This window comes from Mesorhizobium sp. M0598 (genome assembly GCF_040320865.1).
Classification (GTDB): domain Bacteria; phylum Pseudomonadota; class Alphaproteobacteria; order Rhizobiales; family Rhizobiaceae; genus Mesorhizobium.
This window is the reverse complement of sequence record NZ_JAMYQL010000011.1, coordinates 93,016-116,966: the sequence shown is the minus strand read 5'-3', so window position 1 is coordinate 116,966 and position 23,951 is coordinate 93,016. Positions and strand designations below refer to the sequence as shown.

At 61.8% G+C, this 23,951-nt stretch carries 21 protein-coding genes; 11 read left to right on the top strand and 10 right to left on the bottom strand.

Translation table 11 applies throughout. The features are described 5' to 3' along the window. Window positions 1-27: 27 nt before the first annotated feature. Entirely contained in the window at window positions 28-237 is a 210-nt protein-coding gene (locus NKI59_RS16375) for a DUF2061 domain-containing protein (RefSeq protein WP_023678301.1), read from the top strand. 128 nt (window positions 238-365) lie between these two features. Continuing rightward, the gene (locus NKI59_RS16370; protein ID WP_352705380.1) at window positions 366-1,547 is read left to right on the top strand and encodes an MFS transporter; all 1,182 of its coding nucleotides are present in this window, start codon (window positions 366-368) and stop codon (window positions 1,545-1,547) included. A gap of 2 nt (window positions 1,548-1,549) precedes the next feature. On the opposite strand, the gene NKI59_RS16365 is transcribed toward NKI59_RS16370, so the two are convergent. Further along, the gene (locus NKI59_RS16365) at window positions 1,550-2,107 is read right to left on the bottom strand and encodes a GNAT family N-acetyltransferase (protein ID WP_352457535.1); all 558 of its coding nucleotides are present in this window, start codon (window positions 2,105-2,107) and stop codon (window positions 1,550-1,552) included. Between the two features lie 56 nt (window positions 2,108-2,163). Further along, window positions 2,164-2,613 carry a GatB/YqeY domain-containing protein gene (locus NKI59_RS16360; RefSeq protein ID WP_023678304.1) on the bottom strand — a complete coding sequence of 150 codons (450 nt, stop codon included), beginning with the start codon at window positions 2,611-2,613 and terminating at the stop codon, window positions 2,164-2,166. Between the two features lie 319 nt (window positions 2,614-2,932). On the opposite strand from NKI59_RS16360, the gene carA reads away from it, so the two are divergent. Next, window positions 2,933-4,150 carry a glutamine-hydrolyzing carbamoyl-phosphate synthase small subunit gene (carA, locus tag NKI59_RS16355; protein WP_352705378.1) on the top strand — a complete coding sequence of 406 codons (1,218 nt, stop codon included), beginning with the start codon at window positions 2,933-2,935 and terminating at the stop codon, window positions 4,148-4,150. A 54-nt stretch (window positions 4,151-4,204) separates the two neighbouring features. Here carA and NKI59_RS16350 read toward each other — a convergent pair whose 3' ends face one another. The 3 genes from NKI59_RS16350 to mntR all read right to left on the bottom strand — a co-directional run bounded on the left by NKI59_RS16350 (window position 4,205) and on the right by mntR (window position 7,223). Next, window positions 4,205-5,473: a TCR/Tet family MFS transporter gene (locus NKI59_RS16350; RefSeq protein ID WP_352705376.1), complete on the bottom strand. Its 1,269-nt coding sequence runs from the start codon at window positions 5,471-5,473 to the stop codon at window positions 4,205-4,207. Window positions 5,474-5,626: 153 nt separating this feature from the next. Beyond that, window positions 5,627-6,544: a KPN_02809 family neutral zinc metallopeptidase gene (ypfJ, locus tag NKI59_RS16345; RefSeq protein ID WP_352683791.1), complete on the bottom strand. Its 918-nt coding sequence runs from the start codon at window positions 6,542-6,544 to the stop codon at window positions 5,627-5,629. 223 nt (window positions 6,545-6,767) lie between these two features. Further along, a complete protein-coding gene (mntR, locus tag NKI59_RS16340; protein WP_023678308.1) occupies window positions 6,768-7,223 on the bottom strand; it encodes a manganese-binding transcriptional regulator MntR in 456 nt (151 codons plus the stop codon). A gap of 235 nt (window positions 7,224-7,458) precedes the next feature. Between mntR and NKI59_RS16335 the strand changes: the two genes are divergently transcribed. Next, the gene (locus NKI59_RS16335; RefSeq protein ID WP_352683793.1) at window positions 7,459-8,826 is read left to right on the top strand and encodes an Nramp family divalent metal transporter; all 1,368 of its coding nucleotides are present in this window, start codon (window positions 7,459-7,461) and stop codon (window positions 8,824-8,826) included. 154 nt (window positions 8,827-8,980) lie between these two features. After that, the gene (locus tag NKI59_RS16330) at window positions 8,981-9,634 is read left to right on the top strand and encodes a dihydrofolate reductase family protein (protein ID WP_352683795.1); all 654 of its coding nucleotides are present in this window, start codon (window positions 8,981-8,983) and stop codon (window positions 9,632-9,634) included. A gap of 53 nt (window positions 9,635-9,687) precedes the next feature. Here the strand turns inward: NKI59_RS16330 and NKI59_RS16325 are convergent, their stop codons facing one another. Next, a complete protein-coding gene (locus tag NKI59_RS16325; RefSeq protein WP_352705373.1) occupies window positions 9,688-10,557 on the bottom strand; it encodes a LysR family transcriptional regulator in 870 nt (289 codons plus the stop codon). A 92-nt stretch (window positions 10,558-10,649) separates the two neighbouring features. On the opposite strand from NKI59_RS16325, the gene NKI59_RS16320 reads away from it, so the two are divergent. Further along, complete coding sequence (locus NKI59_RS16320) at window positions 10,650-11,249, top strand: LysE family translocator (protein ID WP_352450708.1); 600 nt, start codon at window positions 10,650-10,652, stop codon at window positions 11,247-11,249. 11 nt (window positions 11,250-11,260) lie between these two features. Here NKI59_RS16320 and NKI59_RS16315 read toward each other — a convergent pair whose 3' ends face one another. Next, window positions 11,261-11,431 carry a hypothetical protein gene (locus NKI59_RS16315; protein WP_352705370.1) on the bottom strand — a complete coding sequence of 57 codons (171 nt, stop codon included), beginning with the start codon at window positions 11,429-11,431 and terminating at the stop codon, window positions 11,261-11,263. Window positions 11,432-11,578: 147 nt separating this feature from the next. Next, a complete protein-coding gene (locus tag NKI59_RS16310) occupies window positions 11,579-12,757 on the bottom strand; it encodes an MFS transporter (protein WP_254820339.1) in 1,179 nt (392 codons plus the stop codon). Between the two features lie 193 nt (window positions 12,758-12,950). On the opposite strand from NKI59_RS16310, the gene NKI59_RS16305 reads away from it, so the two are divergent. Together NKI59_RS16305 and NKI59_RS16300 are read left to right on the top strand one after the other, a co-directional pair. After that, window positions 12,951-13,304 carry an ArsR/SmtB family transcription factor gene (locus NKI59_RS16305; protein WP_352457526.1) on the top strand — a complete coding sequence of 118 codons (354 nt, stop codon included), beginning with the start codon at window positions 12,951-12,953 and terminating at the stop codon, window positions 13,302-13,304. Between the two features lie 94 nt (window positions 13,305-13,398). After that, on the top strand, window positions 13,399-14,145 hold the full coding sequence (locus tag NKI59_RS16300) for a metallophosphoesterase family protein (RefSeq protein ID WP_352705368.1): 747 nt from the start codon (window positions 13,399-13,401) through the stop codon (window positions 14,143-14,145). Between the two features lie 106 nt (window positions 14,146-14,251). Here the strand turns inward: NKI59_RS16300 and NKI59_RS16295 are convergent, their stop codons facing one another. Both NKI59_RS16295 and NKI59_RS16290 read right to left on the bottom strand, forming a co-directional pair. After that, on the bottom strand, window positions 14,252-15,424 hold the full coding sequence (locus NKI59_RS16295; RefSeq protein WP_352705366.1) for a DNA/RNA non-specific endonuclease: 1,173 nt from the start codon (window positions 15,422-15,424) through the stop codon (window positions 14,252-14,254). 83 nt (window positions 15,425-15,507) lie between these two features. After that, complete coding sequence (locus tag NKI59_RS16290) at window positions 15,508-16,677, bottom strand: trypsin-like serine peptidase (RefSeq protein ID WP_352705364.1); 1,170 nt, start codon at window positions 16,675-16,677, stop codon at window positions 15,508-15,510. A 281-nt stretch (window positions 16,678-16,958) separates the two neighbouring features. Between NKI59_RS16290 and NKI59_RS16285 the strand changes: the two genes are divergently transcribed. From NKI59_RS16285 to NKI59_RS16275, 3 genes are all read left to right on the top strand, one after another. Beyond that, window positions 16,959-17,822, top strand: a complete 864-nt coding sequence (locus NKI59_RS16285) for an SH3 domain-containing protein (protein ID WP_352705362.1) — start codon at window positions 16,959-16,961, stop codon at window positions 17,820-17,822. A 319-nt stretch (window positions 17,823-18,141) separates the two neighbouring features. Beyond that, the gene (gene carB, locus NKI59_RS16280) at window positions 18,142-21,645 is read left to right on the top strand and encodes a carbamoyl-phosphate synthase large subunit (protein WP_352705360.1); all 3,504 of its coding nucleotides are present in this window, start codon (window positions 18,142-18,144) and stop codon (window positions 21,643-21,645) included. A gap of 324 nt (window positions 21,646-21,969) precedes the next feature. Beyond that, a complete protein-coding gene (locus NKI59_RS16275; protein WP_352705358.1) occupies window positions 21,970-23,949 on the top strand; it encodes an ATP-binding protein in 1,980 nt (659 codons plus the stop codon). Window positions 23,950-23,951: the final 2 nt, after the last annotated feature.

The window sequence follows — 23,951 nt, the reverse complement described above, 5'->3', positions numbered from 1 at the left end:
TCGCCGCATCTACCGGAAGGAAAGTCGATGGACACCCATTCCCGCAGCTTCGCCAAAGCGCTTTCCTGGCGCGTCACCGGCACCATCGACACGATGATCATTTCGCTCGTCGTGACCGGAAGCATCAAGCTCGCCGCGGCCATCGGCCTAACCGAGGTCGTCACCAAGTCGCTGCTCTACTATCTTCACGAGCGAGCGTGGCTGAAAATTCCTTATGGAAGGAAGGCAGCCGCCTAGCTCTTGCCTCCGCGGCGGGCGCCTGACCGGCGATCAAGAAAAGCTAAAGCGGCGTCGACAATTTCTGGATTGCCCGCTGCCCTCATCCGTGGTTTGAGGCGACCTTATCCGAGGATCGTCTTTCCGCCATGCTCCCCCTCGTTGCCCTGTTCATTGCCGCCTTTGCCTTCGGCACCACCGAATTCGTCATCGCCGGCGTGCTGCCGCAGGTGGCGGAGGGCCTTGGCGTCGCGATCCCGACCGCCGGCTATCTCGTTTCCGGCTATGCCGGCGGCATTGCAGTCGGCGGCCCGCTGCTGGCGCTCGCCACCAAAAGGTTCTCCCGCAAGGCCCTGCTGCTTGGACTGACTGCAGCCTTCACGATCGGCCAGGCCGCCTGTGCGCTGGCGCCCGACTTCGCCTCGATGCTGCTGTTGCGGATAGCGGTGGCCGTCGCGCATGGCGCCTATTTCGGCGTTGCCATGGTGGTGGCCGTCGGCCTCGTGCGCGAAGACCAGCGCGGCATGGCGGTGGCGCTGATCCTGTCCGGCCTCACCGTATCGAACGTGATCGGCGTTCCGGCCGGCACGGCAATCGGCAACATCTGGGGATGGCGTGCGACATTCTGGGTGATGTGCGCGCTCGGTGTGGTGGCCTTCACGGCAATCGGCGCCCTGCTGCCGCGCAAGACGGGATCGTCGAGCCCGTCGGCGAGCCTTGGAAGCGAGGTCCGCGTGCTCGCACGCCAGCAGGTCTGGACCTCGCTCATTATTATGCTGATGCTGATGATCGGCCAGTTCGGCCTGTTCACCTACATCACGCCGACGCTGCTTGAGGTCACCGGCCTCGACGAGAAATGGATACCTTGGGTGCTCTTGCTCAATGGGGTCGGCGCAACGATCGGCGTCTTCGCCGGCGGGCGGCTCGCCGACTGGAAGCTGATGCCGTCGCTCATCGCCATGCTTTTCCTACAGGCGGCAATGCTCGCCTTGATCTACGCTGTCAGCCCTTACCCGCTGCCGATGGTGATAGCGATCTTCGTCTGGGGCGGCCTCAACTTTGCCATCGGCACGCCGATCCAGACCCGCATCCTGACCTGGACCGCGGACGCCTCCAACCTTGCCTCGTCGCTCATCCCGTCGGGCTTCAATGTCGGCATCGCGCTCGCCGCATCGCTCGGCGCGGCGATGCTCAATGCCGGCTATGGCTATCGCAGCCTGCCGGTGGTTGGCGCGATCGCCATGCTGGTCGCGGTCGCGGTTGCGCTTGCCTCGCATGTCTGGGAATGGCGAAGCCGGGCTGCGCCGCCGCTGCCGGCTGCCGCCGAATAGGGCTACAGATCGATCCGGTAGCGCAGGCTTTCCGCGCCGCCATAGGCGGCGTCCTCGAAGAAACGGCCGACGAGCCGGCCGCCATTGGCCAGAACGACCTTCTGCGAGGGCACATTGTGAGGCTTGCAGGTGATTTCGACGAAGGGCAGGCCAACCGCCCTCGCCTCCACCAGCATCAGCCGCAGCGCCTCGGTCGCATAGCCGCGTCCCCGTTTCCACGGCACCACCGCATAGCCGATGTGGCCGAGCACATGCGACGGCAGCGCCGCGGTGCCGTGCTGCCAGCGCAGGCCGATTGAGCCTGCGACTTCCCCGTCCCAGATCCAGCGCCGGAATCCGGGCAGCCGCGGCACCGTCGAACCGTCGGGCAAGGTGATCGGCGGTCCCTTGCCATCGGAATCGTCGAGATCGCCAAGGAAAGTCGCTGGATCCTTTTCGATAGCCGCAAGCTGCTCGCGCGTCGCGTCGAGCAGCCGCACATTGTCCGGCGACCAGCCGCGCTCGAGGGCCGCCTTGTAGGACGGCAGGTGTTCAAGCGCCGGTTTGACGAGTTCGATCACGGGCGCGAGCTTTTGGCTGCCGGATTGCGGGCGCGACGGCAAGGGCCTTCGGCAGCTTACTGAAGCAGGCTCTTGACGATGCCGCTCGCCTTGGAAAAATCCATCTGACCGGCGTATTTCTCCTTGAGCGCCGCCATCACCTTGCCCATATCCTTGACGCCGCTAGCGCCGGTCTCGGCGATGGCGGAACGGACGGCGCTTTCCGTCTCGGCCTGACCCAGTTGCGTCGGCAGGAAGTCGCGGATGATGGCCATCTCGTCGCGTTCCTGCGCTGCAAGCTCCGGCCGCTTGCCGTCATCGAACGCCTTGGCCGATTCTTCGCGCTGCTTCACCATCTTGGCCAGGATCTGCAGGATTTCGTCGTCGCTGGCCGGCTCCTTGCCGGCGCCGCGATTGGCGATGTCGCGATCATGAATGGCCGCCTGGATCAGCCGCAATGTCGGCAGCCGGCGCTTGTCCTGCGCCTTCATCGCACTCTTCAGGGATTCGGCGATTTTGCCTCGCATGGTGCTTTCTCCTTCGAATGCCGCGGACAATAGTCGTGCCGATAGCTCAAGGCAAACTCGATAGCGTCCGGCAAACCGCTGATATTATTCGACGAAATAAATCTAGGCTCGCACGGCGCGGCATCATTGACCGCCTTGGCGCCTTCCCCTATGTACTGGGCCTTGCATGAATTGAATTCTAGTGCACGTCGCCCAAAAATGCGTAGCGGTTTTGGGCAACGACAGGCACAAATGAAAACCTAGCGCGCCGAGGCTGTGAGATCGCCGCTTCGCGCCTTTTGTTGCGCCGACTGAGGGCGCAACCTTTAGGAGTGCCGCCATGGCAACGATGACAGCCGCGTCGACCCCCCCTTGGGCCAGCGAGAGACCGACAGCCCTGCTGGTGCTGGCCGACGGCACTGTCATAGAGGGCCGCGGTCTGGGCGCCACCGGCTCCGCCGTCGCCGAGGTCTGCTTCAACACCGCGCTGACCGGCTACCAGGAGATACTCACCGACCCATCCTATGCCGGCCAGATCGTCACTTTCACCTTTCCGCATATCGGCAATATCGGCACTAATGACGAAGACATCGAGGACCTCAACCCGCTGGCCCGCGCCGGCGCCGTCGGCGCCGTGTTCAAGGCCGATGTCACCAACCCGTCGAATTACCGCGCCGGAACCGGTCTCGACCAGTGGCTGAAGAAGCGCGGCATCGTCGCACTTTCAGGCATCGACACGCGGGCGCTGACCGCGCTGATCCGCGAAAAGGGCATGCCCAATGCCGTCATCGCGCACGCGCCCGACGGTATCTTCGACATCGATGACCTCAAGCGCCGCGCCGCCGCATGGTCGGGGCTTATCGGGCTTGATCTCGCCAAGGAGGTGACCTCCGGCCAGTCCTCGGTCTGGCGCGAGACGCCCTGGGTCTGGAACGAGGGCTTTGGCGAACAGGCTGATCCGTCGATGCACGTCGTTGCCGTCGACTACGGCGTCAAGCGCAACATATTGCGCCTGCTGGCCGGCCTCGGCGCCAAGGTCACTGTGGTGCCGGCAAAAACCGGCGCCGAGGAGATCCTGGCGATGCGGCCCGACGGCATTTTTCTATCCAACGGCCCTGGCGATCCGGAAGCCACCGGCGACTACGCCGTTCCGGTCATCCAGGATCTGTTGAAGACCGAAATCCCGCTTTTCGGCATCTGCCTCGGCCACCAGATGCTGGCGCTGGCGCTGGGCGGCAAGACCGCAAAAATGCATCAGGGCCACCACGGCGCCAATCATCCCGTCAAGGACCACACCACCGGCAAGGTCGAGATCGTCTCGATGAACCATGGCTTTGCCGTCGACGCCGACTCATTGCCGAGCGGCGTCGAGGAAACCCATGTCTCGCTGTTCGACGGTTCGAATTGCGGCATTGCGCTCACCGGCAGGCCGGTCTTCTCGGTCCAGCATCATCCCGAAGCCTCGCCCGGCCCGCAGGATTCGCACTATCTGTTTCGCCGCTTCGTCAATCTCATCCGCGAAAAGCGCGGCGAGCCGGCACTGGCCGAGCGTGTTTAGCGCATGCGTAAAAACGGATTTGATTGACGGCGCCGGCCGGGCTCCCGGCGCCGATCAAGCCCCGTCTGTCACCGCTTCCTGCGCGTGCATGCGTTTGACTTCCTTCGGCGTCGGCTTGGCCACCCTGGTGACGAAGACGACGAGCGCCAGCGTGAGGAAAATCGCGCCGAGCAGATACGGGGCACCGCCGAAAACCACCGGCGCGCTCGGCCCCGTGAACCAGGAAAAGATCGCCGTATAAAGCAGCGGCGTGATGATCGAGGTGATCGAGAAGATCGAGGTCATCGCGCCCTGGAGTTCGCCCTGGGCGGAAGGTGGCACCTTGGCGGCCGCCAGGCTTCTGAGCGGCGGGTCGGCCAACGCCTCGAGACATCCAACGACGATCACTGCATAGATCATCCAGCCTTGTGACGCGAAGGCGTAGCCGAAGGCGCTGAGTGCGGTAAATGCCAGACCGATTACCGCCGTCTTCCACTCGCCAAGCTTAGGGATCACGCGCGGCAGGACTGTCGCCATGACGATCGCCCCGCACAGGCCGAAAGCGCCGAGCGAGAAGCCGATCTGTTGTTCGCTCCAGCCATAGCGATAACTGGAGACGAACGACCAGACCGCAGGATACATCATGTGCCCCAGCGTCATCAGAAAGAAGACAAGTCCGATCCAGCCGATACCTTCGTAGTTGCGCATCTGGACGAGCGTGCCGACCGGGTTCGCGCGTTTCCACTCGAAGCGGCGACGGTGCTTGTTATCAAGTGTTTCCGGCAACAGAAACAGCGCGATCAGAAAGTTTGCGAAAGCAAGCCCGGCAGCGAAATAGAACGGCACACGCGGCCCGAACGTGCCGAGCAACCCGCCCAGAACCGGCCCTATGACGAAGCCGACGCCGAAAGCAATGCCGAGCAGCCCGAAATTCTTCGCACGATTTTCGTCGGTCGAGATGTCGGCAATGAACGCCGATGTCGTGGAATAACTGGCGCCGGAAATGCCGGCCAGCACGCGGCCGATGAACAGCATCGGATAGGACCAGGCGATAGCGCAGATCAGATTGTCGATAGCGAACGTCAGCACCGAGGCGAGCAGAATTGGCCGCCGCCCGAACCGGTCGCTCAACCCGCCCATCACTGGTGCGAAAACGAACTGCATCGCCGCATAGACGAAGAACAGCCAGCCGCCCTCGATAGCCGCCTCACTGATGCCGACGCCAGTCAATTCCCTGAGATAGGCCGGCAGCACCGGCATGATGATGCCGAAGCCGATGATGTCGAGCAGCAGGGTGGTGAAAACAAGCGCAAGGCCCCGCCTGGCGGTTTTGGGGTCTATCATGATGGTATATCTCCTCGGGCCGCCCGAGCGAACGGGAACACACCTTATAGGCGAGCACATCGCTGGGAACAATGAGGGAACGGGCCGAGTGCTTTCATCCTGACATCCCCTGACTGCGATCCAGTCTCTCGGATTAGCGAGAAAACCGGCGGTTCAGATCGGGTTGTTGAACGTATCGCAGTCCGAAAGCTTGCCGTTCTGGAAGCCGCGCGCCAGCCAGGTCTGCCGCTGCTGCGACGTTCCGTGGTTGAAGCTTTCCGGCACGACGTAGCCCTGCATCTTCTTCTGCAGCGTGTCGTCGCCGATCTGCTTGGCGGCGTTCAGTGCCTCCGCCATGTCGCCCTGCTCCAAAATGCCCTTCTGGCCGGTGAAATGTGCCCAAATGCCGGCAAAGCAGTCGGCCTGGAGCTCGACCTGCACCGACATGTGGTTGGCGTCCGCTTCGCCCATGCTCTGCCGCATCTGGTTGAATTTGGGCAGGATGCCGACCAGGTTCTGCACGTGATGGCCGACCTCATGCGCAATCACATAGGCCTGTGCGAAATCGCCTGAGGCACCGAACTGCTGATCGAGTTGCTGGAAGAAGGTGGTGTCGAGATAGACCTTGCGATCGTTGGGACAGTAGAATGGTCCGGCCGCTGACGAGGCAGAACCGCAGGCGGAGCGAATCTGGCCGCTGAACAGGACCAGTTTTGGATCTTGATAGGTCAGGCCCTCGGACTGGAAAATACCAGTCCAGGTATCCTCGGTCTCGGCCAGCACGGTCGACACGAACTGCTTCATCTCGTCGGATGCCGGCGCACCGGTGCCGCCGTCTTGCTCGCCGCTATTGTCGGTGATCTGGCCGCCGCCGGGCTGCAAGCCGCTGTTATCGAGGATCTGACTCGGGTCGAAGCCGAAATACCACCCTGCCAGGAAAATCAACCCTACGATGATAATGCCTGACATGCCGCCGCCGCCGGCGCGACCGCCGATCGGGATGCGAAACTGCCCCGGCCCGCCGCCAAGCCCGCCGCTCTGGCCGCGCTCGTCCTCGACATTGTCACTCTGACGACGGCCCTTCCAGAGCATGGCAACCCCCGTGATGCAATTTTCCGGCCGATCGGGCCGTGTCCCGGTTCGATCGGACACGACAACAATTATCTCAACGGTTACGCCAAGTCACAGTATTTTTCGTGCGAACAAGCAATGCTTGCTGACGCTTGCCTGCTCTGGCCGAGACATCGCAAGGTCTGTGCCGTTCACCCTGCTCGTGGGAAACGAGTCGCGCGAAGAGATACGCTGGCCGTGCTTTTCAGCGGGCGGCGATTATTGCCTTGCGAAAGGCTTCGAGCGTCTCGGCGCTGACATGATGCTCGATGCCTTCGGCGTCGATGCGCGCCGTCTCGGCACTGACGCCGAGCGAGCGCAGGAAGGCCTCGACCGTCTGGTGGCGAATGCGGCTCTCTTCCGCAACCTTGCGGCCGGCATCGGTCAGGAACACGCCGCGATAAGGCTTCCGGGAGACCAGCCCGTCGGCGCACAGCCGCGTCAGCATTTTCGCCACCGTCGGCTGAGCGACGCCGAGCCGTGCCGCGATATCGACCTGGCGCGCCTCGTTGCCATCCTCGATCAGGTCGGCGATGAGCTCGACATAATCCTCGACCAGCGCGCTGCGGCGCGCTTCACGCGTCTGCCTGAAGCCTTCCGAGTGGATTTCTGCGTCAGGCAGCGGCTTTTCGCGAGGAACCGGTCTTTTCTTCAGCGCCAATACGCGCTCCTCCCGGCAGTTTGAATCGACATTGCGGTCATAACACGGAACCCTATTGGTTCTGGCCGTTTATTTCCATTCGGTGGCCGGCGCAACCGGCGTTCACTGCCGTTCCGGCCGCACGGCCAAGCGGCCACAAGAAAAGCTCAGACAATGAAATATAGCATATTGCATAATGTTCAGCCGTGGCATAGATAAGGAGACAACATCGATCGTCCCAGTGGAAAGCCATTTCATGTCGGAAGCCGAAGCCACCTCAGCCCCCCGGTCCATGTGGCGATTTGCCCGCCCGGAGGACGACGAGCAGCCCAGCCTTCGCGAAGTCAACGCAACGATCACGGTGCCGCACTCGGGGATCTGGCTTCGCCGGCTGTTCGCCTTCATGGGGCCGGGCTACATGGTTTCGGTCGGCTATATGGATCCGGGCAATTGGGCGACCGACCTCGCCGGCGGGGCCCAATTCGGCTACACGCTGCTTTTCATCATCATGTTGTCGAACCTGATGGCGATCCTGCTGCAGGCACTCGCCGCCCGGCTCGGCATCGCCACCGGCCGCGACCTTGCGCAGGCGTGCCGCGCCTATTATCCGCGACCGGTCAATTTCATGCTTTGGGTCGCTTGCGAATTGGCCATCATCGCCTGCGACCTGGCCGAGGTCATTGGCACGGCGATCGCCTTGCAACTGCTGTTCGGGATTCCGCTGATCGGCGGCGCCATTATCACCGCGCTCGATGCCTTCCTGCTGCTGCTGCTGATGAACAAGGGCTTCCGTTTCCTCGAGGCCTTCATCATAGCGCTTTTGATTATCATCTTCGGCTGCTTCGCCATTCAGATCTTTGCCGCCGCCCCGCCGGTCGGCTCCATCCTGCACGCGATGTTCGTGCCGTCGTCCGAGATCGTCACCAATCCGGCCATGCTCTACATCGCCATCGGCATCATCGGCGCCACGGTGATGCCGCACAATCTCTATCTGCACTCCTCGATCGTGCAGACCCGGGCCTACGAGCGCACCGATCGCGGCAAGCGCGATGCCATCAAATGGGCGACGACCGACTCGACCATCGCGCTGATACTGGCGTTGTTCGTCAATGCTTCCATCCTGATCGTGTCGGCGGTGGCGTTCCACGGCACCGGTCATCATGACGTTGCCGAGATCGGCCAGGCCTTCGAGCTTCTGTCGCCGCTGCTTGGCCTCGGCATCGCTTCCATCCTGTTTGCCGTAGCGCTGCTCGCCTCCGGCCTGAACTCGACGGTGACGGCGACGCTCGCCGGCCAGATCGTAATGGAAGGGTTCTTGCGGCTGCGCATCCCGCAATGGGCGCGCCGCCTGCTGACGCGCGGCATCGCCATCATTCCGGTGGTGGTGGTCACCGCGCTCTATGGCGAGAAGGGAACCGGCCAGTTGCTGGTCTTCAGCCAGGTAATCCTGTCGATGCAGCTCCCCTTCGCTGTCGTACCGCTGGTGCAGTTCGTCTCGGACAAGCGCAAGATGGGCAATTTCGCCATTTCCCGCGCTGTTGCCGTGCTGGCCTGGGTGGTCGCCGGGCTCATCCTGGTGCTCAACTTTAAGCTGCTCTACGATACGGTCGTCGGTCTGGGCTGAGCGTTTCTCTTCTCCAAGCCGACGCAACCATGTCGGCAGTCATCCGCCCTTCCAACCCTGGAAATTTGCCGGCCGCTGTCGGATAAATGTCCGTTCGCCCGTCCTTGGCTCGAACTCCGGCCATGACGGCACGGATCAGGGAAAGGGAGCTCCAATGAGGAAGATCATCGCCGCAACATTCGTCAGCCTCGACGGCGTCATGCAAGCGCCCGGCGGCCCGCAAGAGGACCCTGTCGGCGGCTTCAAATTCGGCGGCTGGACGTTTCACTACTGGGACGATGTGATGGGCGCCGCGATGGGCGAGACGTTTTCAAAACCGTTCGCGCTGCTTCTCGGCCGCAAGACTTACGACATCTTCGCCGCCCACTGGCCTTATCAGAAGAATGATCCGATCGCCGAGAGCTTCAACGCCGTCACCAAATATGTGGCGACGCACAGGCCGGATTCGCTGTCCTGGCAAAACAGCCAGCCGCTCGGCAGCGATGTCGTGGCGACGTTGCGCCGGATGAAGCAGGAGGACGGCCCCGACCTGCTCATTCAGGGATCGAGCGAGCTGATCCAGACCTTGCTCGCCAATGACCTGATCGACGAGATCAGCCTGCTGATCTTCCCGCTGGTGCTGGGCAAGGGCAAAAAGCTGTTCGGCAGCGGCACGATACCTGCCGCCTTCAAGCTGACCCGTTCGCAGGCATCGACCACCGGCGTCCTCATGGCGAGCTATGAACGCTCCGGCGAGATCAAGACCGGGTCATTTGCCACGGAGCAGCCGTCCGAAGCCGAGATCGAGCGGCGCAAGAACTGGAAGTAGATGCCGCGGGGCGATCAAGGACGGCTGAACACTGGCCGTCCTTATTGCTGTTTTTAAGCCGCCTCTCGTCGCCCTGCCAACCCATCGCGGAGGTGGCCCGCGAATGCCAGTGCAGCCGGCGCGACGTCGTGCTTCGGCAAATGCAGATTGATCGAAAAATTCGGCAATGACGGCAGCTCCGGATCGTTGGCCAAAATGTCGAGGTCGACAGGCACGGTCGACGCCAACCAGGTGGTGACGGCCAAGTCCGAGCGCACTGTCGCCGTCGTCGCGTCGATGCTGCCGTTTTCGAATACGGTGCGCCATTCCAGCCCATGCTCGTTAAGCGCCTCCAGCACCACCGGGCGGAACGCACAGGTCTCGGCGACCATCGAAACCGGCAAGGGCCGCTTGCTGCGGGCGGCGCCGCCATTGGCGCCGACCCAGACCAGCCGGTCGACAACAAGGCATTCGCCGGCCGACCGACCGATCGGCTCCTCGATCACCGCGAGCTCGATCGTGCCAGCCGCCAAGGCCGCAGCCAGCTCCGGCGACGAGGCGCAGACAAGCGAGATCTCGACCTGCGGATACGCCTCGGCATAGGCCTTGAGCACCGGCGCAAGCAAGGTGCCGACAAGGTCGTACGGCACGCCAAGCCGCACCTGACCGGCAACTGCATCGCCCGCCATCTCCGCCAGGATCTCGTCATTGAGGGAAAGCAGGCGCTTGCCCTTGCCGAATAATCGCTCGCCGGAGCGGGTCAGCCGCAATCCACGCCGGTCGCGCTCGAACAGGCTGCAGCCGAGAACCTCTTCCAAACGCTTGATCTGCTGGCTGACGGCACCTTGCGTCAGATGCAACGCATTGGCTGCTGCCGTCATGCTGGCCTTATCGGCAACGGTGACGAAGGTTCGGATCAGGGCAGTATCGAGATTGCGGAGCATCTGGCCATTATATTTGCTAATACAAACCATAGCAAACATTGCATTTACTGATGAGCCAAACAGCCTACCGTGCAGGCTTCAAAGGAAGCAGCATGTTTGAAACCGTCCTTCCCCTCGTCCTGTTCGCGCTGGTCTCAACCTCAACGCCCGGCATGGCCACGACCTTATCGACGGCGTCCGGCGCGCAGTTCGGCTTTCGCCGCTCTATCCCGCTGATGGCCGGGAGTGCGGCCGGCCTGGCCACGGTGGCTGCGGCAGGCGCTGCCGGGCTCGCCGGTCTGCTGGCCGCTGCTCCTTCGCTGCAACTGGCAATGAAAATGGCCGGTACCCTCTATCTGACGTGGCTTGCCCTCAAGATCGGCCGCAGCGGTCCGCCCAATCTGGACGTGGCCATGGCAAAGCCGAACAGCTTTTTGGGCGGCGCCGGCCTGCAATGGATGAACCCAAAGGGCTGGGCCATGGGGCTGGGAGCGGCGGCATCCTTTGCCGCGCTCGCCAACGGGCCGCTGCAGCTCGCCGTGCTGCTCGGCACGGTCTTCGGTCTTGCAGCGGCCCTATCGCTGGCGGCATGGTGCGTGGCGGGCACGCTGCTCGCCCGGTTGCTGCGAACCGAGCGGCAGTGGCGCATGCTCAACATCATGCTTGGCCTGCTGCTGGCCGCCTCGATCATCCCGATGTGGCGGACAGCGTAAGATCAGTTATTTCAGGCAGCGTAGCGTGCCGCCGGCTTGCCGGCCAGCAGGCTGCCGAAGAAACCTTGCCGCGCACCAAGATAGGTTTCCAACCCAGCCGGATCGGAGAGCCCGGGCGCGGTGACGGTTTCGCCCTTGGCCAGGCCGGCAAGCGCCGCATCGACCAGATCGTCGGCGGTCATGACGATTTCTTGCGGAACGTCGGCGAGGTCGCTTCCGGCAACTTCCCAGAATTCGGCGCTGGACGAAATCGCCGCGCTGGATTTTGACGCACCGCCCGCCGCGACGTGAATTATCGGCGGCGGGCAGCCAAGCTCCGCTAACAAGCCTTATTCGGCCGGCATCGCCACCGGGCGCGCCGCCAGATGGCCCGCCAGCACCACGCCCAGACCAATGATCGGGAATGCCGCCGCGACCACGCCGAGGTCGGCCGGTGCGCCATAGCGCAGCACCGCGGCGCCGACCACGGCACCCAGTGCCACGCCGAGATAGAGCGCCGAAGCGTTCAGCGATAGCACGATGGGCGCGGCATCGGGCGCCAGCTTGATGATACGGCTGGCCTGCGCCGGCGGGAACGCCCAGCCGACGATGCCCCACGGCACCATCATGGCCATGAGCGCCGGCCCGGCGATCTCGCGCGGCAGGAACATCGGGATCAGCGAAAACGTGACCAGCATGGCGGCACTCAGCGCCAGCGACCAGCAGACGGTGCGCGTCGCGCCGAAACGGTCGGCGGCCTGACCGCCGCCGATATTGCCGATGACCGCGCCAACGCCGAAAGCGAGCAGCATTCCGGGAAGCGCGATCGGGTTCAGTCCGCCGCCTTCGATCGCGAGCGGCGCGACAAAGGCAAAGACGGTGAAGGCGCCGATCAGGGCCAGGATGGTCGTCACCAGGATAGGCATGACGCCGGGGCGAAGTGCCGCTGCCAGCCGCATCCGGAGCGGCAGCCTGGTGCCGACGATGCCGCGCGGCAGCCGGTACCACAGGATCGCGCCGGCGAGCGCACCAAGGCCGGCAATGGCAAAGAAGGTGCCGCGCCAGCCGGCAACCGTCGCAACGAGCGCGCCGAGCGGTGCTCCGACCGCGACCGCAACCGTAGTGCCGCCGACGACCACGGCAATGGCGCGGGCGCGGTGATGATCGTCGACAAGCGCAACGGCCGTTCCCTGTGCGGTCGCCGCGAACAAGCCTGACGACAGCGCCATGACGATGCGCGCGATCAACAGCAATTCGAAGGAGGAGCTTAGCGCCGCGGCGACGTTGCCCAACACGAAGAACACCAGCGTCCACAGGATGACGCGGCGCCGGTCCCATTCGCCGGTCAGCGTTGCCAGGATCGGCGTGCCGATCGCATAGGCGAGCGCAAACGCGGTGATCAGCGTGCCGGCGAGCGGAACGGAGATGGCGGCATCCTTTGCAATGTCGGGTAAAAGGCTGGAGATGACGAAACCTTCGGTCGAAATCGTGAACGATCCGAGCGCAAGCCAGATAAGGCGCTTATCCATGGCAATTTCCTTAGTTCAAAGGTTATTGAACAATTGGACATAACAGGGCATGATGTCAATAAAGCCGCTGCAAAATAGCCGAACCATCCTGACAGCCCGGTGTCAGGACGGGGCGACGGGACGAAACTATGTGTCCATTAGCCACGAGAGGAGATGCGTTGAAATCGGCTCCGAATGTGCTTAATTCCTGGGCATGACCTTGCCCCATCCCACCGCCGACCAGATCAGCCTGCCGAACGTGCTTGCCGTGCTCGGCGACCCGACGCGACTGGCCATCGTGCGCTATCTCGCCAGCAAAGAGGGCGTGCCGCTGAATTGCAGCCGGTTCCTCGATCTCTGCTCGAAGACCAATCTGAGCTACCATTTGGCCAAGCTGCGTGAGGCCGGCGTCACCCGCACCGAGGCGGTTGGAACCAGCCGGCTGATCACGCTGCGTCGTGACGATCTCGACCGCCGCTTCCCGGGCCTGCTCGACAGTGTTATTGCCGCGGCCGGCGACGCATCGTTGCCGGCGGTCGGCGGCCACGAGATCGAAGTCCGCGCCTGAACGACCCGAAGCTGGGTTCCGCTCTCGCCTGCCTCGCGAGGCGAGCAAAGTAGCTTCACCCGCCCTCCAGCCATTCCAATTAACGGAGCCTGCCATGCGCATTGCCGTCCTCGCCGACATCCACGGCAATGTCCTGGCGCTCGACGCCGTGCTCAATGATCTGCGGCAGCGCGGCGGCGCCGACCTCATCGTCAATCTCGGCGATTGCGTTTCCGGCCCGCTCTGGCCGCGCGAGACCATGGAGCGGCTCGAGACGCTCGACCTGCCGACGGTGCGCGGCAACCACGACCGCCGCGTTGCCCGCGACACCGCCGACGAGACAATTTGGCCGTCCGACCGCTACGCGCAGGAACGGCTGACCGTAGGGCAACGCGAGGCGCTATTTGCGCTGCCCGTCACGCTGGAGGTGGCGCTCGGCATACTCGCCTTCCACGCCCGGCCCGACCACGACGAAAAATACCTGACTGACGCGATCGTCGACGGCCGGCTGGTGCGCGCGCCGCTGGTCGCAATCGAGCGGCGCCTCGGCGCGATCGATCCCGCCTGCCGCATCATGCTTTGCGGCCACAGCCATCGCAGCGAGCTGGTCCGCATTCCCGGCGGTCCGGTCATCTTCAACCCGGGCAGCATCGGCTGCCCCGCCTATGACGATTCAACCCCGCCGGCGCATGTCTCCGAACAGGGTTCGCCGCACGCCCGCTACGGCATCGTCGACTTGCACCCCGACAGTTTCGAAGCCATCGCCGTCGACTATGACCATGAGGCGGCGGCGTATCAGGCCGAGCAGGCGGGACGGCCCGAATGGGCTCACGCGCTGCGCACCGGCTTCATGCCGGGCTGAGCTTGCTCATCCCAGGCTGAGCTTGCTCATCCCAGGCTGAGCTTGCTCATGCCCAGCTGAACGGATGACCGCCTTCGAGCGGCAGAAGTCGCGACCGGTCCAATCTTCAGTCGTCGGACGCCGATCGCTTCGATCGCTTGGCAGGACGTCGGGCGCTGGCCGCCGAAGTCTTGGACGCCAAAGTCTTGGACGTCGAAGTCTTGGTCGCCGAAGCCTTTGGCCGTGACGTCTTGGGCGCCAGTTGCGTTGGGTTGAAAGTCTGTGCTGGGGCGGATTCGGAACCGGCCCGAATGTCGGCGTCGCGCACCTGCTGGCCAAAGTTCAGGCCGGTCAGCTCTTCAATCTCGGCCACCGTCGAAAGGAACTCCGATATCCTGGCAATTTCAAGCGGGTCATCGAATGCCTCGGCACGCTCGCCGAACGCTTCGGGCATCACTTCCAAAACCGGCTTCTGGTCCGCCAGCAGCGCGATGGCGCGCAGGCCAGCTTGATCGGACCACAGCGCGATCTTCCAGAACTTCAGCGGAACATGGCTGTCGAAGCGGTAGGGAGGATCGTCCTCGCCGAACACTGGCCCGGCAAACACCGTGACACGGCCTCGCGTCGTATAGGCGTTGCGCAGCACATAGGTTTCTACCGCGCGCCATCTCAACTTCCCTTTGGAGCCGGGATGGTTAAGCGAGCTTCCTTGATTGAAGAAGCCGACTTGCGGCGCAGCATTGGTATAAAAGAACGTGTCGCGTTCTGCCGCGACCGCCTCCTGATCGACGCCCCATGCGGGGTCGCCGCGAAGTGTAATATGGCCCTTCTGGAACATTCGAGCGATTCGTTCCTTGGATTTTGCGACGGGAAATCCAGGCACATTCTGGCTCGAATAGAATTCCTGGTTCATCTGCTCGCCAAGGTCGATGCGCCGATCCGGCCGGAAAGCATCGCTGGCTTCCGAACCGGAAATCGACTCCACCCCCAATTCGACAAGCGACGGGTTGTCGATGACCGTCTTGTCCTCACGATTGACCGCCTTGGTGCGGGATCCATCGATATTGCAGGCGGTGACGAAGGCAAGCCTGCGATCGGCGTTCATCAAGATCGAAAAATGATGGTAGCGCAATTCGTGTGGGTCCTCTCCCGGTTTGGCAAGAAGGTTTTTGGCCAACCGGTAGGGTGAATTGGCAACCGTCGGCATTGCCAGGACAAAGCCCGGTATGAAGCCGGGCTCATACCCTCCACGATCGTCGAAATCCTCTGTTTTCCAACCCGCGGCCTCGGCGATGGCCACCTTCCCGGGTTCGCTTGCCGGGCCTTTGCCGTCGTTTCGTCTCGCATCGCCTCCGTCGCGGTCGATCAGCGGCGCCCGGACATTTATTTCGACGGGAAAAGTCCAGGTGACCGAGCCATCGGCATTGTGTCTCGTCGCCGGCGGATTGCGATCCGGTTCGGCCGCTGCACCGGCTTGTCCGGCACATCTTCGCGAATATCGGCGTTCAGCCGAACTGTCTCGTCCATCATGCGCGGCATGCCGGCCCAAATCGCCAGAGCTTGCGAAACCGCCGATGCCGAGGAGCCCGGCAGCTTGGACTTTCTAGCACCCAGATGGTCAACGATGGCGCTGATCCGTATGCCTTCGTTGATCTCGCGCGCAAGCGCATAGCCACCTATGCCCGTCACCTCGTGGAACGGGCCGGCCCAATGGTGCAGGGCGATAGGTTCCCATTCATTGTTGAAGACCGGGGAGCCGGACGAACCCTGTTCGGTGTCGGCGACATAGTGCAGCACTTGCACCGTTTCGTCGCGGGCCACCAGCCGGTTTTCACGCAACACCAGTTCCTTGAAGCGGCCATCGGGATGCTGAACGATGTTGGCGATTTCGCCGAGCATATGCTTGTCGCGCGCATCCGACAGCGAGATAAAACCGAACTCCCCCAGTTCCTTTGGACCGGAACGCCGCTCGCCGACCCCGATCAGCGTATAGTCCAGACCCTCTATGCTATCGGTCACGAAACAGGATTCAGGATCGAACAGGAACGTCGTCGGCGTACGCACGGCATTCGCACCGTCCTGCTCATAATCGAACTGGACCTGGAAGCGCCGGGAATCCGCCAGCGACGAAATCACGTGGTTGTTTGTGAGGAACAGCCTTGGCCCGACGAGAAAACCCGATCCCTGTGGATTGCCGTTGAGAAAGGCAACGCGGCCAACCGCATCGGCAGCACGGCGCCCACGCTCGAGGAATGCGACCCCGATGAAATCGAGCGTTGGGCCGAGAATTGCCTCCGGCCCTGGCTGCTTGGCGGCGGCCTTTCTTTCCCCGGCAGACCTCATGTCGATCGCTGCCGATATCATCTCCGCTTCGGTGCGGCTGAGCGACGCCTTTACCTGCAACCTGTCGAGGCGCCTGGAGAGGGTCTGTTCGGCGGCCAGCGGATTGCCGTTGGCGATGTGACCAAGTGAAGCCTCAATCTCGGCGCGCGTTTTCTTGATACGCTGGCGAACTATGTTTTCCACCTGCGCAAATATTTCAAGGTCGACCATATTGCCCTCCTCAACCTTACTTGAGAGAGTGCATATTTACATGAAATGTGCAATATTTTGCCGGCTGATAGTTCACGGAAGTGGCTTGGTCGCGATTCAACACGCGGCACCTTTTCGGGCTTACACAGCGCCGTCTCGTCGCCTATAAAAACCGGCTGGCGTGCGATGGCGCTTTCGTGCCTGGCCGCGCCTTCGGCAATTGAACCTACCGCCCATGGCAGATGATTAGGCGCACAGTAACACTCCCAACGACGCTGCTTGCGATGGTTGCCGCTCCGCTGATGCTGGCGGAGTTGCCGGCCAACGGCCAGGAGCCGGAGCCCATTATCTCGATTGTGACGGGTCTTGCTCCGGATGATCTCCTGAACGTGCGCGCCACGGCGTCGGCCATGGGCAAGATCGAGGCGCGGCTGCCGAGCGGTTCGAGCGTGAAAAATCTCGGCTGCGGCGACATCAGCGGTTACAAATGGTGCAAGGTTGAAGACATTGACGACCCCAAACTGAGCGGATGGGCGCCGGCGCGCTACCTCGATCCTATCAATCCCCAGCAAGTGACACCCCAGGCGGCGGCCAATACGGAGAGCCCTGCCTCTCAACCACTGCCCGATCTGACAACGCGCCTCGGCGCGACCGCTCCCGAAACGGTGCTGAACTCCGCTGACGCAATCGGCAAGGTGGCGATCGAGGATGCTTACCGCCTGGCCCTGGCCGCTGGAAACCCCTCGACTGGACCGGTTGATGGATCGCCGCCCGCGGCGGGGGATTCCGTCCAGAATTTCGGCGCCGTCAATGCGGCGCCTCCGGCCGACGCAAAGACCGTTGCGCGGCTGCAGCCGCCGGGGACACCGGTACCCGGTGCCGGCAACGCCATCCCCTGCGCGCGCTATCTCGGTCAGCCGATGACCAACTGCAAGGCCGACGTCGTGCGCACCGGCGACAAGATCGACGTGACCGTGACATGGCCCGATGGCGGCACGCGCATCATCAGCTTCCAGGCCGGCAAGCCGGCCGGTGCGGACGCGCCCGGCGAATTCCGCTTCACCCGCGAGGGCAGCCTGAACATGATCCGCGTCGGTGCTTCCGAACGCTTCGAGATTACGGATGCTTTGGCGTTGGGGGATAGTGGTAAGGGAATAAGGCAGTAGGGCAGTAGGGCAATATGTTTAAAGGGCGCTCGAACTCTCCCCTACTCCCCTACTCCCCTACTCCCCTACTCCCCTACTCCCCCACTCCCCTACTCCCCTACTCCCCTACTCCCCTACTCCCCTACTCCCCTACTCCCCTACTCCCCTACTCCCCTACTCCCCTACTCCCCTACTCCCCTACCCGCATTTTAGGGGCTTACATCCGGCAAAACTCTTCCCTATAAGGCCCTCCTAGCCTGATACCAGAATCGCGCGCACAACCGGCCGGGTCATCCCGTCCGGCTTTTTGTGCAAGCCGCCCGCCGAACGGACCCTCGACATGCCAAGACGCACCGACATCAAGTCGATCCTGATCATCGGGGCCGGCCCCATTGTCATCGGCCAGGCCTGCGAGTTCGACTATTCCGGCACCCAGGCCTGCAAGGCGCTGAAGGAAGAGGGTTTTCGCGTCATCCTGGTCAACTCCAATCCGGCCACCATCATGACCGATCCGGAGCTGGCCGACGCCACGTACATCGAGCCGATCACGCCCGAAGTGGTGGCCAAGATCATCGCCAAGGAGCGGCCCGACGCGCTGCTGCCGACCATGGGCGGCCAGACCGCGCTCAACACCGCTTTGTCGCTGCGCCGCATGGGCGTGCTCGACCGCTATCAGGTCGAGATGATCGGCGCCGACGCCACCGCAATCGACAAGGCTGAGGACCGCGCGCTGTTTCGCGAGGCGATGAACAAGATCGGCCTGGAAACGCCGAAGTCGATGCTGGCCAACGCCACCGACGTCAAGAATGCCGACCGCAAGACGCACGAGGCCGAGCGCGCCGAGTTGAAGGCCGAGAAGCCCGAAAATCTCGACGCCGCGCTCGATGCTCTGGAAACGCGCTGGAACCTCGGCGAAGGCGACCGCAAGCAACGCTATATCAGCCATGCCATGGCGATTGCAGCACAAGCGCTCGACCATGTCGGCCTGCCCGCAATTATCCGCCCCTCCTTCACCATGGGCGGCACCGGCGGCGGCATCGCCTACAACCGCGCCGAATTCTTCGAGATCGTCCAGTCCGGCCTCGACGCCTCGCCGACCACCGAAGTGCTGATCGAGGAGAGCGTGCTCGGCTGGAAGGAGTATGAGATGGAGGTTGTCCGCGACAAGGCCGACAACTGCATCATCGTCTGCTCGATCGAGAACATCGACCCGATGGGCGTGCATACGGGCGATTCGATCACCGTCGCCCCAGCACTCACGCTGACCGACAAGGAATACCAGATGATGCGCAACGCCTCGATCGCGGTGCTGCGCGAGATCGGCGTCGAGACCGGCGGCTCCAACGTCCAGTTCGCCGTCAACCCGGCCGACGGCCGTCTGGTGGTGATCGAGATGAACCCGCGCGTCTCGCGCAGCTCCGCGCTCGCCTCCAAGGCGACCGGTTTCCCGATCGCCAAGATCGCGGCAAAACTCGCCGTCGGCTATACGCTGGACGAGTTGGAGAACGACATCACAGGCGGAGCAACGCCGGCCTCGTTCGAGCCGAGCATCGACTATGTCGTGACGAAAATCCCGCGCTTTGCCTTCGAGAAGTTCCCCGGCGCCGAGCCGGTGCTGACCACATCGATGAAGTCGGTCGGCGAGGTCATGGCCATCGGCCGCACCTTCCAGGAATCGCTGCAGAAAGCGCTGCGCGGGCTGGAGACCGGCCTGACTGGTCTGGACGAGATTGAGATCCCCGGCATCGGCCATGGGACGACAGCTGCCAGCCACGTCGACGACCGCAACGCCATTCGCGCCGCACTCGGCACGCCGACGCCCGATAGGCTGCGCATGGTGGCGCAGGCGATCCGCATGGGCACTTCGCTCGAAGACGTGCACGCAATGTGCAAGATCGACCCGTGGTTCCTCGAGCAGATCGCCGGCATTCTCGACATGGAGGCGCGCATTCGCGAGCACGGCATCCCCGAGGACGCCGCCAATCTGCGCATGCTGAAGGCGATGGGTTTCTCCGATGCCCGCCTCGCATCGCTGGTCAGGAAGGACGTCGAAGAGATCCAGAAGATTCGCGAAAAACTCGACGTTCATCCGGTTTACAAGCGCATCGACACTTGCGCCGCCGAGTTCGCCTCGCCGACCGCGTATATGTACTCGACCTACGAAGTTCCCTTCGCCGGCGCGCTCGCCAACGAGGCTCAGGTCTCGTCGCGCAAAAAAGTCGTCATCCTGGGCGGCGGCCCCAACCGCATCGGCCAGGGCATTGAGTTCGACTATTGCTGCTGCCATGCCGCCTTTGCGCTGCGCGACGCCGGCTTCGAGGCGATCATGGTCAACTGCAACCCCGAGACCGTCTCGACCGACTACGACACCTCCGACCGGCTCTATTTCGAGCCGCTGACGCCGGAGGATGTGCTGGAGATATTGCGCGCCGAACAGGCCTCGGGCGAGCTCGTCGGCGTCATCGTCCAGTTCGGCGGCCAGACGCCGCTGAAGCTGGCGGATGCGCTGGAGAAGGCCGGTATCCCGATCCTCGGCACCTCGCCCGACATGATCGATCTGGCCGAGGACCGCGACCGCTTCCAGAAGCTGCTGCACAAGCTCGGCCTCAGCCAGCCGAAGAACGGCATCGCCTATTCGGTCGAGCAGGCCCGCCTCGTCGCCGGCGAGCTCGGCTTCCCGCTTGTGGTGCGCCCGTCCTATGTGCTCGGCGGCCGTGCCATGCAGATCATCCACGACGAGAGCATGCTGCAATCCTACCTGCTCGACACCGTGCCCGGCCTGGTGCCGGAGGACATCAAGCAGAAATACCCCAACGACAAGACCGGCCAGATCAACACGCTGCTCGGCAAGAACCCGCTGCTGTTCGACACCTATCTGTCGGGCGCCATCGAGGTCGACGTCGACTGTCTCTGCGACGGCAAGTCGACCTACGTCTCCGGCATATTGGAGCATATCGAGGAGGCCGGCATCCATTCCGGCGACAGTGCCTGCTCGCTGCCGGTGCACTCGCTGCCTTCCGAGCTGGTCGACGAGCTGGAGCGCCAGACGGCGGCGCTGGCCCGCGCGCTCAATGTCGGCGGGCTGATGAACGTGCAATACGCGATCAAGGACGGCACCGTCTATGTGCTGGAGGTCAACCCGCGCGCGTCGCGCACGGTGCCCTTCGTCGCCAAGACCATCGGCCGGCCGATCGCGAAAATTGCCGCCCGCATCATGGCCGGCGAGAGCCTGGAAGACGCCTTCGCCCATTACGGCGCCATGCCCGACCCACGCAATCCCGGCCACATCGCGGTCAAGGAAGCGGTGTTCCCCTTCGCCCGCTTTCCCGGCGTCGACATATTGCTCGGCCCGGAAATGCGCTCGACCGGCGAGGTCATGGGCCTCGACCGCGACTTCGCGCTCGCCTTCGCCAAGAGCCAGCTCGGGGCTGGTGTTGATCTCCCCCGCGCGGGCACGCTGTTCGTCTCGGTGCGCGACGAGGACAAGAAAGGCATCTTGCCGGCGGTCAAGCGCCTCGCCGGCCAAGGCTTCAAGGTGCTGGCGACCTCAGGCACGCAGCGCTTCCTCGCCGAAAACGGCGTCGTCGCCGAAAAGATAAACAAGGTGCTGGAAGGCCGCCCGCACATCGAGGACGCCATCCGCAACCGCCAGGTCCAGATCGTCTTCAACACCACGGACGGCCAGAAGGCGGTGTCGGACTCGAAGTCGCTGCGCCGCGCGACGCTGATGCAGAAGGTGCCGTATTACACGACGCTGTCGGGTGCGGCTGCGGTGGCCGAGGCGATTGCTGCGCTGAAGGCGGGGAGCCTGGAAGTCAGGCCGCTGCAGGAGTATTTTGCTTAGGCGATTAGCCAATCTCCCTCCTTGTGGGGGAGATGGCCGGCAGGCCAGAGGGGGGCGCTGTCCCGCCTACGCTGGCAGCTTGCCAACAACCTGAACTGTCTCGGCGCTAGTCTAGTGTGCTGATCCACGACTCCTTCTCGACAGCAGGAGGAAGAACACTCTTACGGCACGACGACCTCCCCTGCGGCGGCCGTCACTCATGGGCGATCGGCCTGAGGAGAGGTGCCGCCCTTGAATGGCACTTTGAACGACGAATGGTGATTGTCTGTTCTCTTGAACGAGATATTGCAGGTAATGTAGGGTTTTAGGTGGGAGGGGCGCGCCATGCTTGAAAGTATCTCTGACGAACTTTTAAAACCCGACATGCGTGCGGTCTTGTCACGAACGCATCTCGGCTATGATCTTCACAGTTTCCTGCTCCCGGTCCTAGAGGCTATCTCGAACGGGATGCATGGTATCGGAGCAAGATTCAAAGATAGCGCGGCCGAACACGGAAAAATTGAAATACATTTCATTCACCCCGCAGACCCGCTGAGGTTCCGCGTTACGATAGCAGATAATGGAGTAGGTCTGACAGATGACAACTATAAGTCATTCCGAACCCCATTTTCTGGATACAAGCTCAAGGAAAATGGCCGTGGGTTCGGTCGTTTCATAGCGTTTAAGGTGTATTCTTCTATTTCGTATCAAAGCAGATACCACTTTTTCTCGTTTGAGAAATTAAGATCATTCAAATTTGACATAGTCAACGACAACGAAATAACGTTTGTCGAGGGCGAACCTGACTTTCTTGGTCCAGGACTTCGGGTGGAATACCGTCAGCCCCTTACAAATTGGCATGACTTGATACGAGGGTTACGCCCAGATCATGTCGCCGATGAAATAGGCAGTCATTTTCTCCCCTATTTTTTGTACAAGTGGCTTCCAAAGATCACGATCCAATTCGACGACGCACCACCACAAGACATTACAGAGCATTTTAAGAGCGTCTTTGTTGAATCCGACTCCGGAGAGATTGAATGCGAGATCGACGGGAAAAATGAAAAACTGGAATATTCCGTAACTCGCATCCCCAAAACCAGAACGTTCACTAGCCACTGCCTTCTGCTCTCCGCTGCAGATCGGATCGTCGGAGCACCTCGCGATCTAACCAATAAACTCGGCCAACCATTCTTCATTGATGAAAAGGGCGAAAAATACATAGTAATCGCGGTAGTCAGAGGGCCTGCTTTCGAGACGAGGCTCAACGACGCGAGAACAGGTATAAATCTTCCACCGAAATCGGTTGAAAATATCGTTTCAGCGATAAGCGAGGTAATTGAGAGAGCCGAAGTCTCCCAGATCGAGAAGATTAAAGATGAGCAATCCAGCAACCTTGGAGATGCCCTCCGTGAGAACCCAATCCTTCGCTTAGGCTTGCGCGGCAGAACAGTGACTGAATATGTTGCGGCGAAACCGAATAACTGGTCAGCAGAAGAATTTGTCTCCGACTTGGCCATCGAGCGTTTCCGAGCCTCGGGAGATTTATCGAAAGCGATCTCTCTTGCTGCGGGCGATCCCGAGAATTACGGCGAAAAGCTCTCCGAGATAGTTGGAAAAATTGATGCTGCAAAAAAAGAAGCTCTGGCAGAATACGTAATCCATAGAAAGAATATCATCGAGCTCTTGGAAGTCGCCCGAAAATTTAAATCAGATGGAAAGAGAGAGCCAGAAGACGTCATCCACGAGCTTGTTTTTAGAAGATTTTCCGACAGTGTGAATACGGAGTACTTTTCACACAATCTGTGGCTCATAGATGATGCGCTCGCATTTTTGCCTTATGTGTCCAGCGATCGGACGCTACACGGCGGACGCAGGAAACCAGGGGATAAAGTCGCCGATTTGATTTTCTTCGAGGATAGCATGATCCTCGGCGACAATGATGGCACAACGATCAATATCATTGAATTTAAGAAGCCGAGTCGCGATGACCATAGGTTCGGACACGAAAAACTTGACCCGGTCCTTCAAGTAATAAATACTCTTGAGCAGGCAACAGATAGAGGCGGTATAAGCAAAACAGACGGAAGTCATATTACTTTTACCGGTGTCATCCGTCGGTTTGCCTTCATAATCGCTGATCATACACCAAGTATGGTTAGTGTCCTTCGGAAGCACGATTTCAAGAATGATTGGAGTCCGAAGATATTTTTTCGATTTAGGGATCACGAAGAGATATTTATACAGGCGATCGGGTATGAAACGCTGATCGAAAACGCAAAGAAACGAAACCAGGCGTTTTTCGGTGTTTTACTCGGCGAGTGAAC

Coding starts and splice junctions, on each gene's coding strand:
- NKI59_RS16375 (WP_023678301.1), top strand. CDS start 28: ATGGACACCCATTCCCGCAGCTTCGCCAAAGCGCTTTCCTGGCGCGTC.
- NKI59_RS16370 (WP_352705380.1), top strand. CDS start 366: ATGCTCCCCCTCGTTGCCCTGTTCATTGCCGCCTTTGCCTTCGGCACC.
- NKI59_RS16360 (WP_023678304.1), bottom strand. CDS start 2,613: ATGCGAGGCAAAATCGCCGAATCCCTGAAGAGTGCGATGAAGGCGCAG.
- carA (WP_352705378.1), top strand. CDS start 2,933: ATGGCAACGATGACAGCCGCGTCGACCCCCCCTTGGGCCAGCGAGAGA.
- NKI59_RS16350 (WP_352705376.1), bottom strand. CDS start 5,473: ATGATAGACCCCAAAACCGCCAGGCGGGGCCTTGCGCTTGTTTTCACC.
- ypfJ (WP_352683791.1), bottom strand. CDS start 6,544: ATGCTCTGGAAGGGCCGTCGTCAGAGTGACAATGTCGAGGACGAGCGC.
- NKI59_RS16335 (WP_352683793.1), top strand. CDS start 7,459: ATGTCGGAAGCCGAAGCCACCTCAGCCCCCCGGTCCATGTGGCGATTT.
- NKI59_RS16330 (WP_352683795.1), top strand. CDS start 8,981: ATGAGGAAGATCATCGCCGCAACATTCGTCAGCCTCGACGGCGTCATG.
- NKI59_RS16325 (WP_352705373.1), bottom strand. CDS start 10,557: ATGCTCCGCAATCTCGATACTGCCCTGATCCGAACCTTCGTCACCGTT.
- NKI59_RS16320 (WP_352450708.1), top strand. CDS start 10,650: ATGTTTGAAACCGTCCTTCCCCTCGTCCTGTTCGCGCTGGTCTCAACC.
- NKI59_RS16315 (WP_352705370.1), bottom strand. CDS start 11,431: ATGACCGCCGACGATCTGGTCGATGCGGCGCTTGCCGGCCTGGCCAAG.
- NKI59_RS16310 (WP_254820339.1), bottom strand. CDS start 12,757: ATGGATAAGCGCCTTATCTGGCTTGCGCTCGGATCGTTCACGATTTCG.
- NKI59_RS16305 (WP_352457526.1), top strand. CDS start 12,951: ATGACCTTGCCCCATCCCACCGCCGACCAGATCAGCCTGCCGAACGTG.
- NKI59_RS16300 (WP_352705368.1), top strand. CDS start 13,399: ATGCGCATTGCCGTCCTCGCCGACATCCACGGCAATGTCCTGGCGCTC.
- NKI59_RS16290 (WP_352705364.1), bottom strand. CDS start 16,677: ATGGTCGACCTTGAAATATTTGCGCAGGTGGAAAACATAGTTCGCCAG.
- NKI59_RS16285 (WP_352705362.1), top strand. CDS start 16,959: ATGCTGGCGGAGTTGCCGGCCAACGGCCAGGAGCCGGAGCCCATTATC.
- carB (WP_352705360.1), top strand. CDS start 18,142: ATGCCAAGACGCACCGACATCAAGTCGATCCTGATCATCGGGGCCGGC.
- NKI59_RS16275 (WP_352705358.1), top strand. CDS start 21,970: ATGCTTGAAAGTATCTCTGACGAACTTTTAAAACCCGACATGCGTGCG.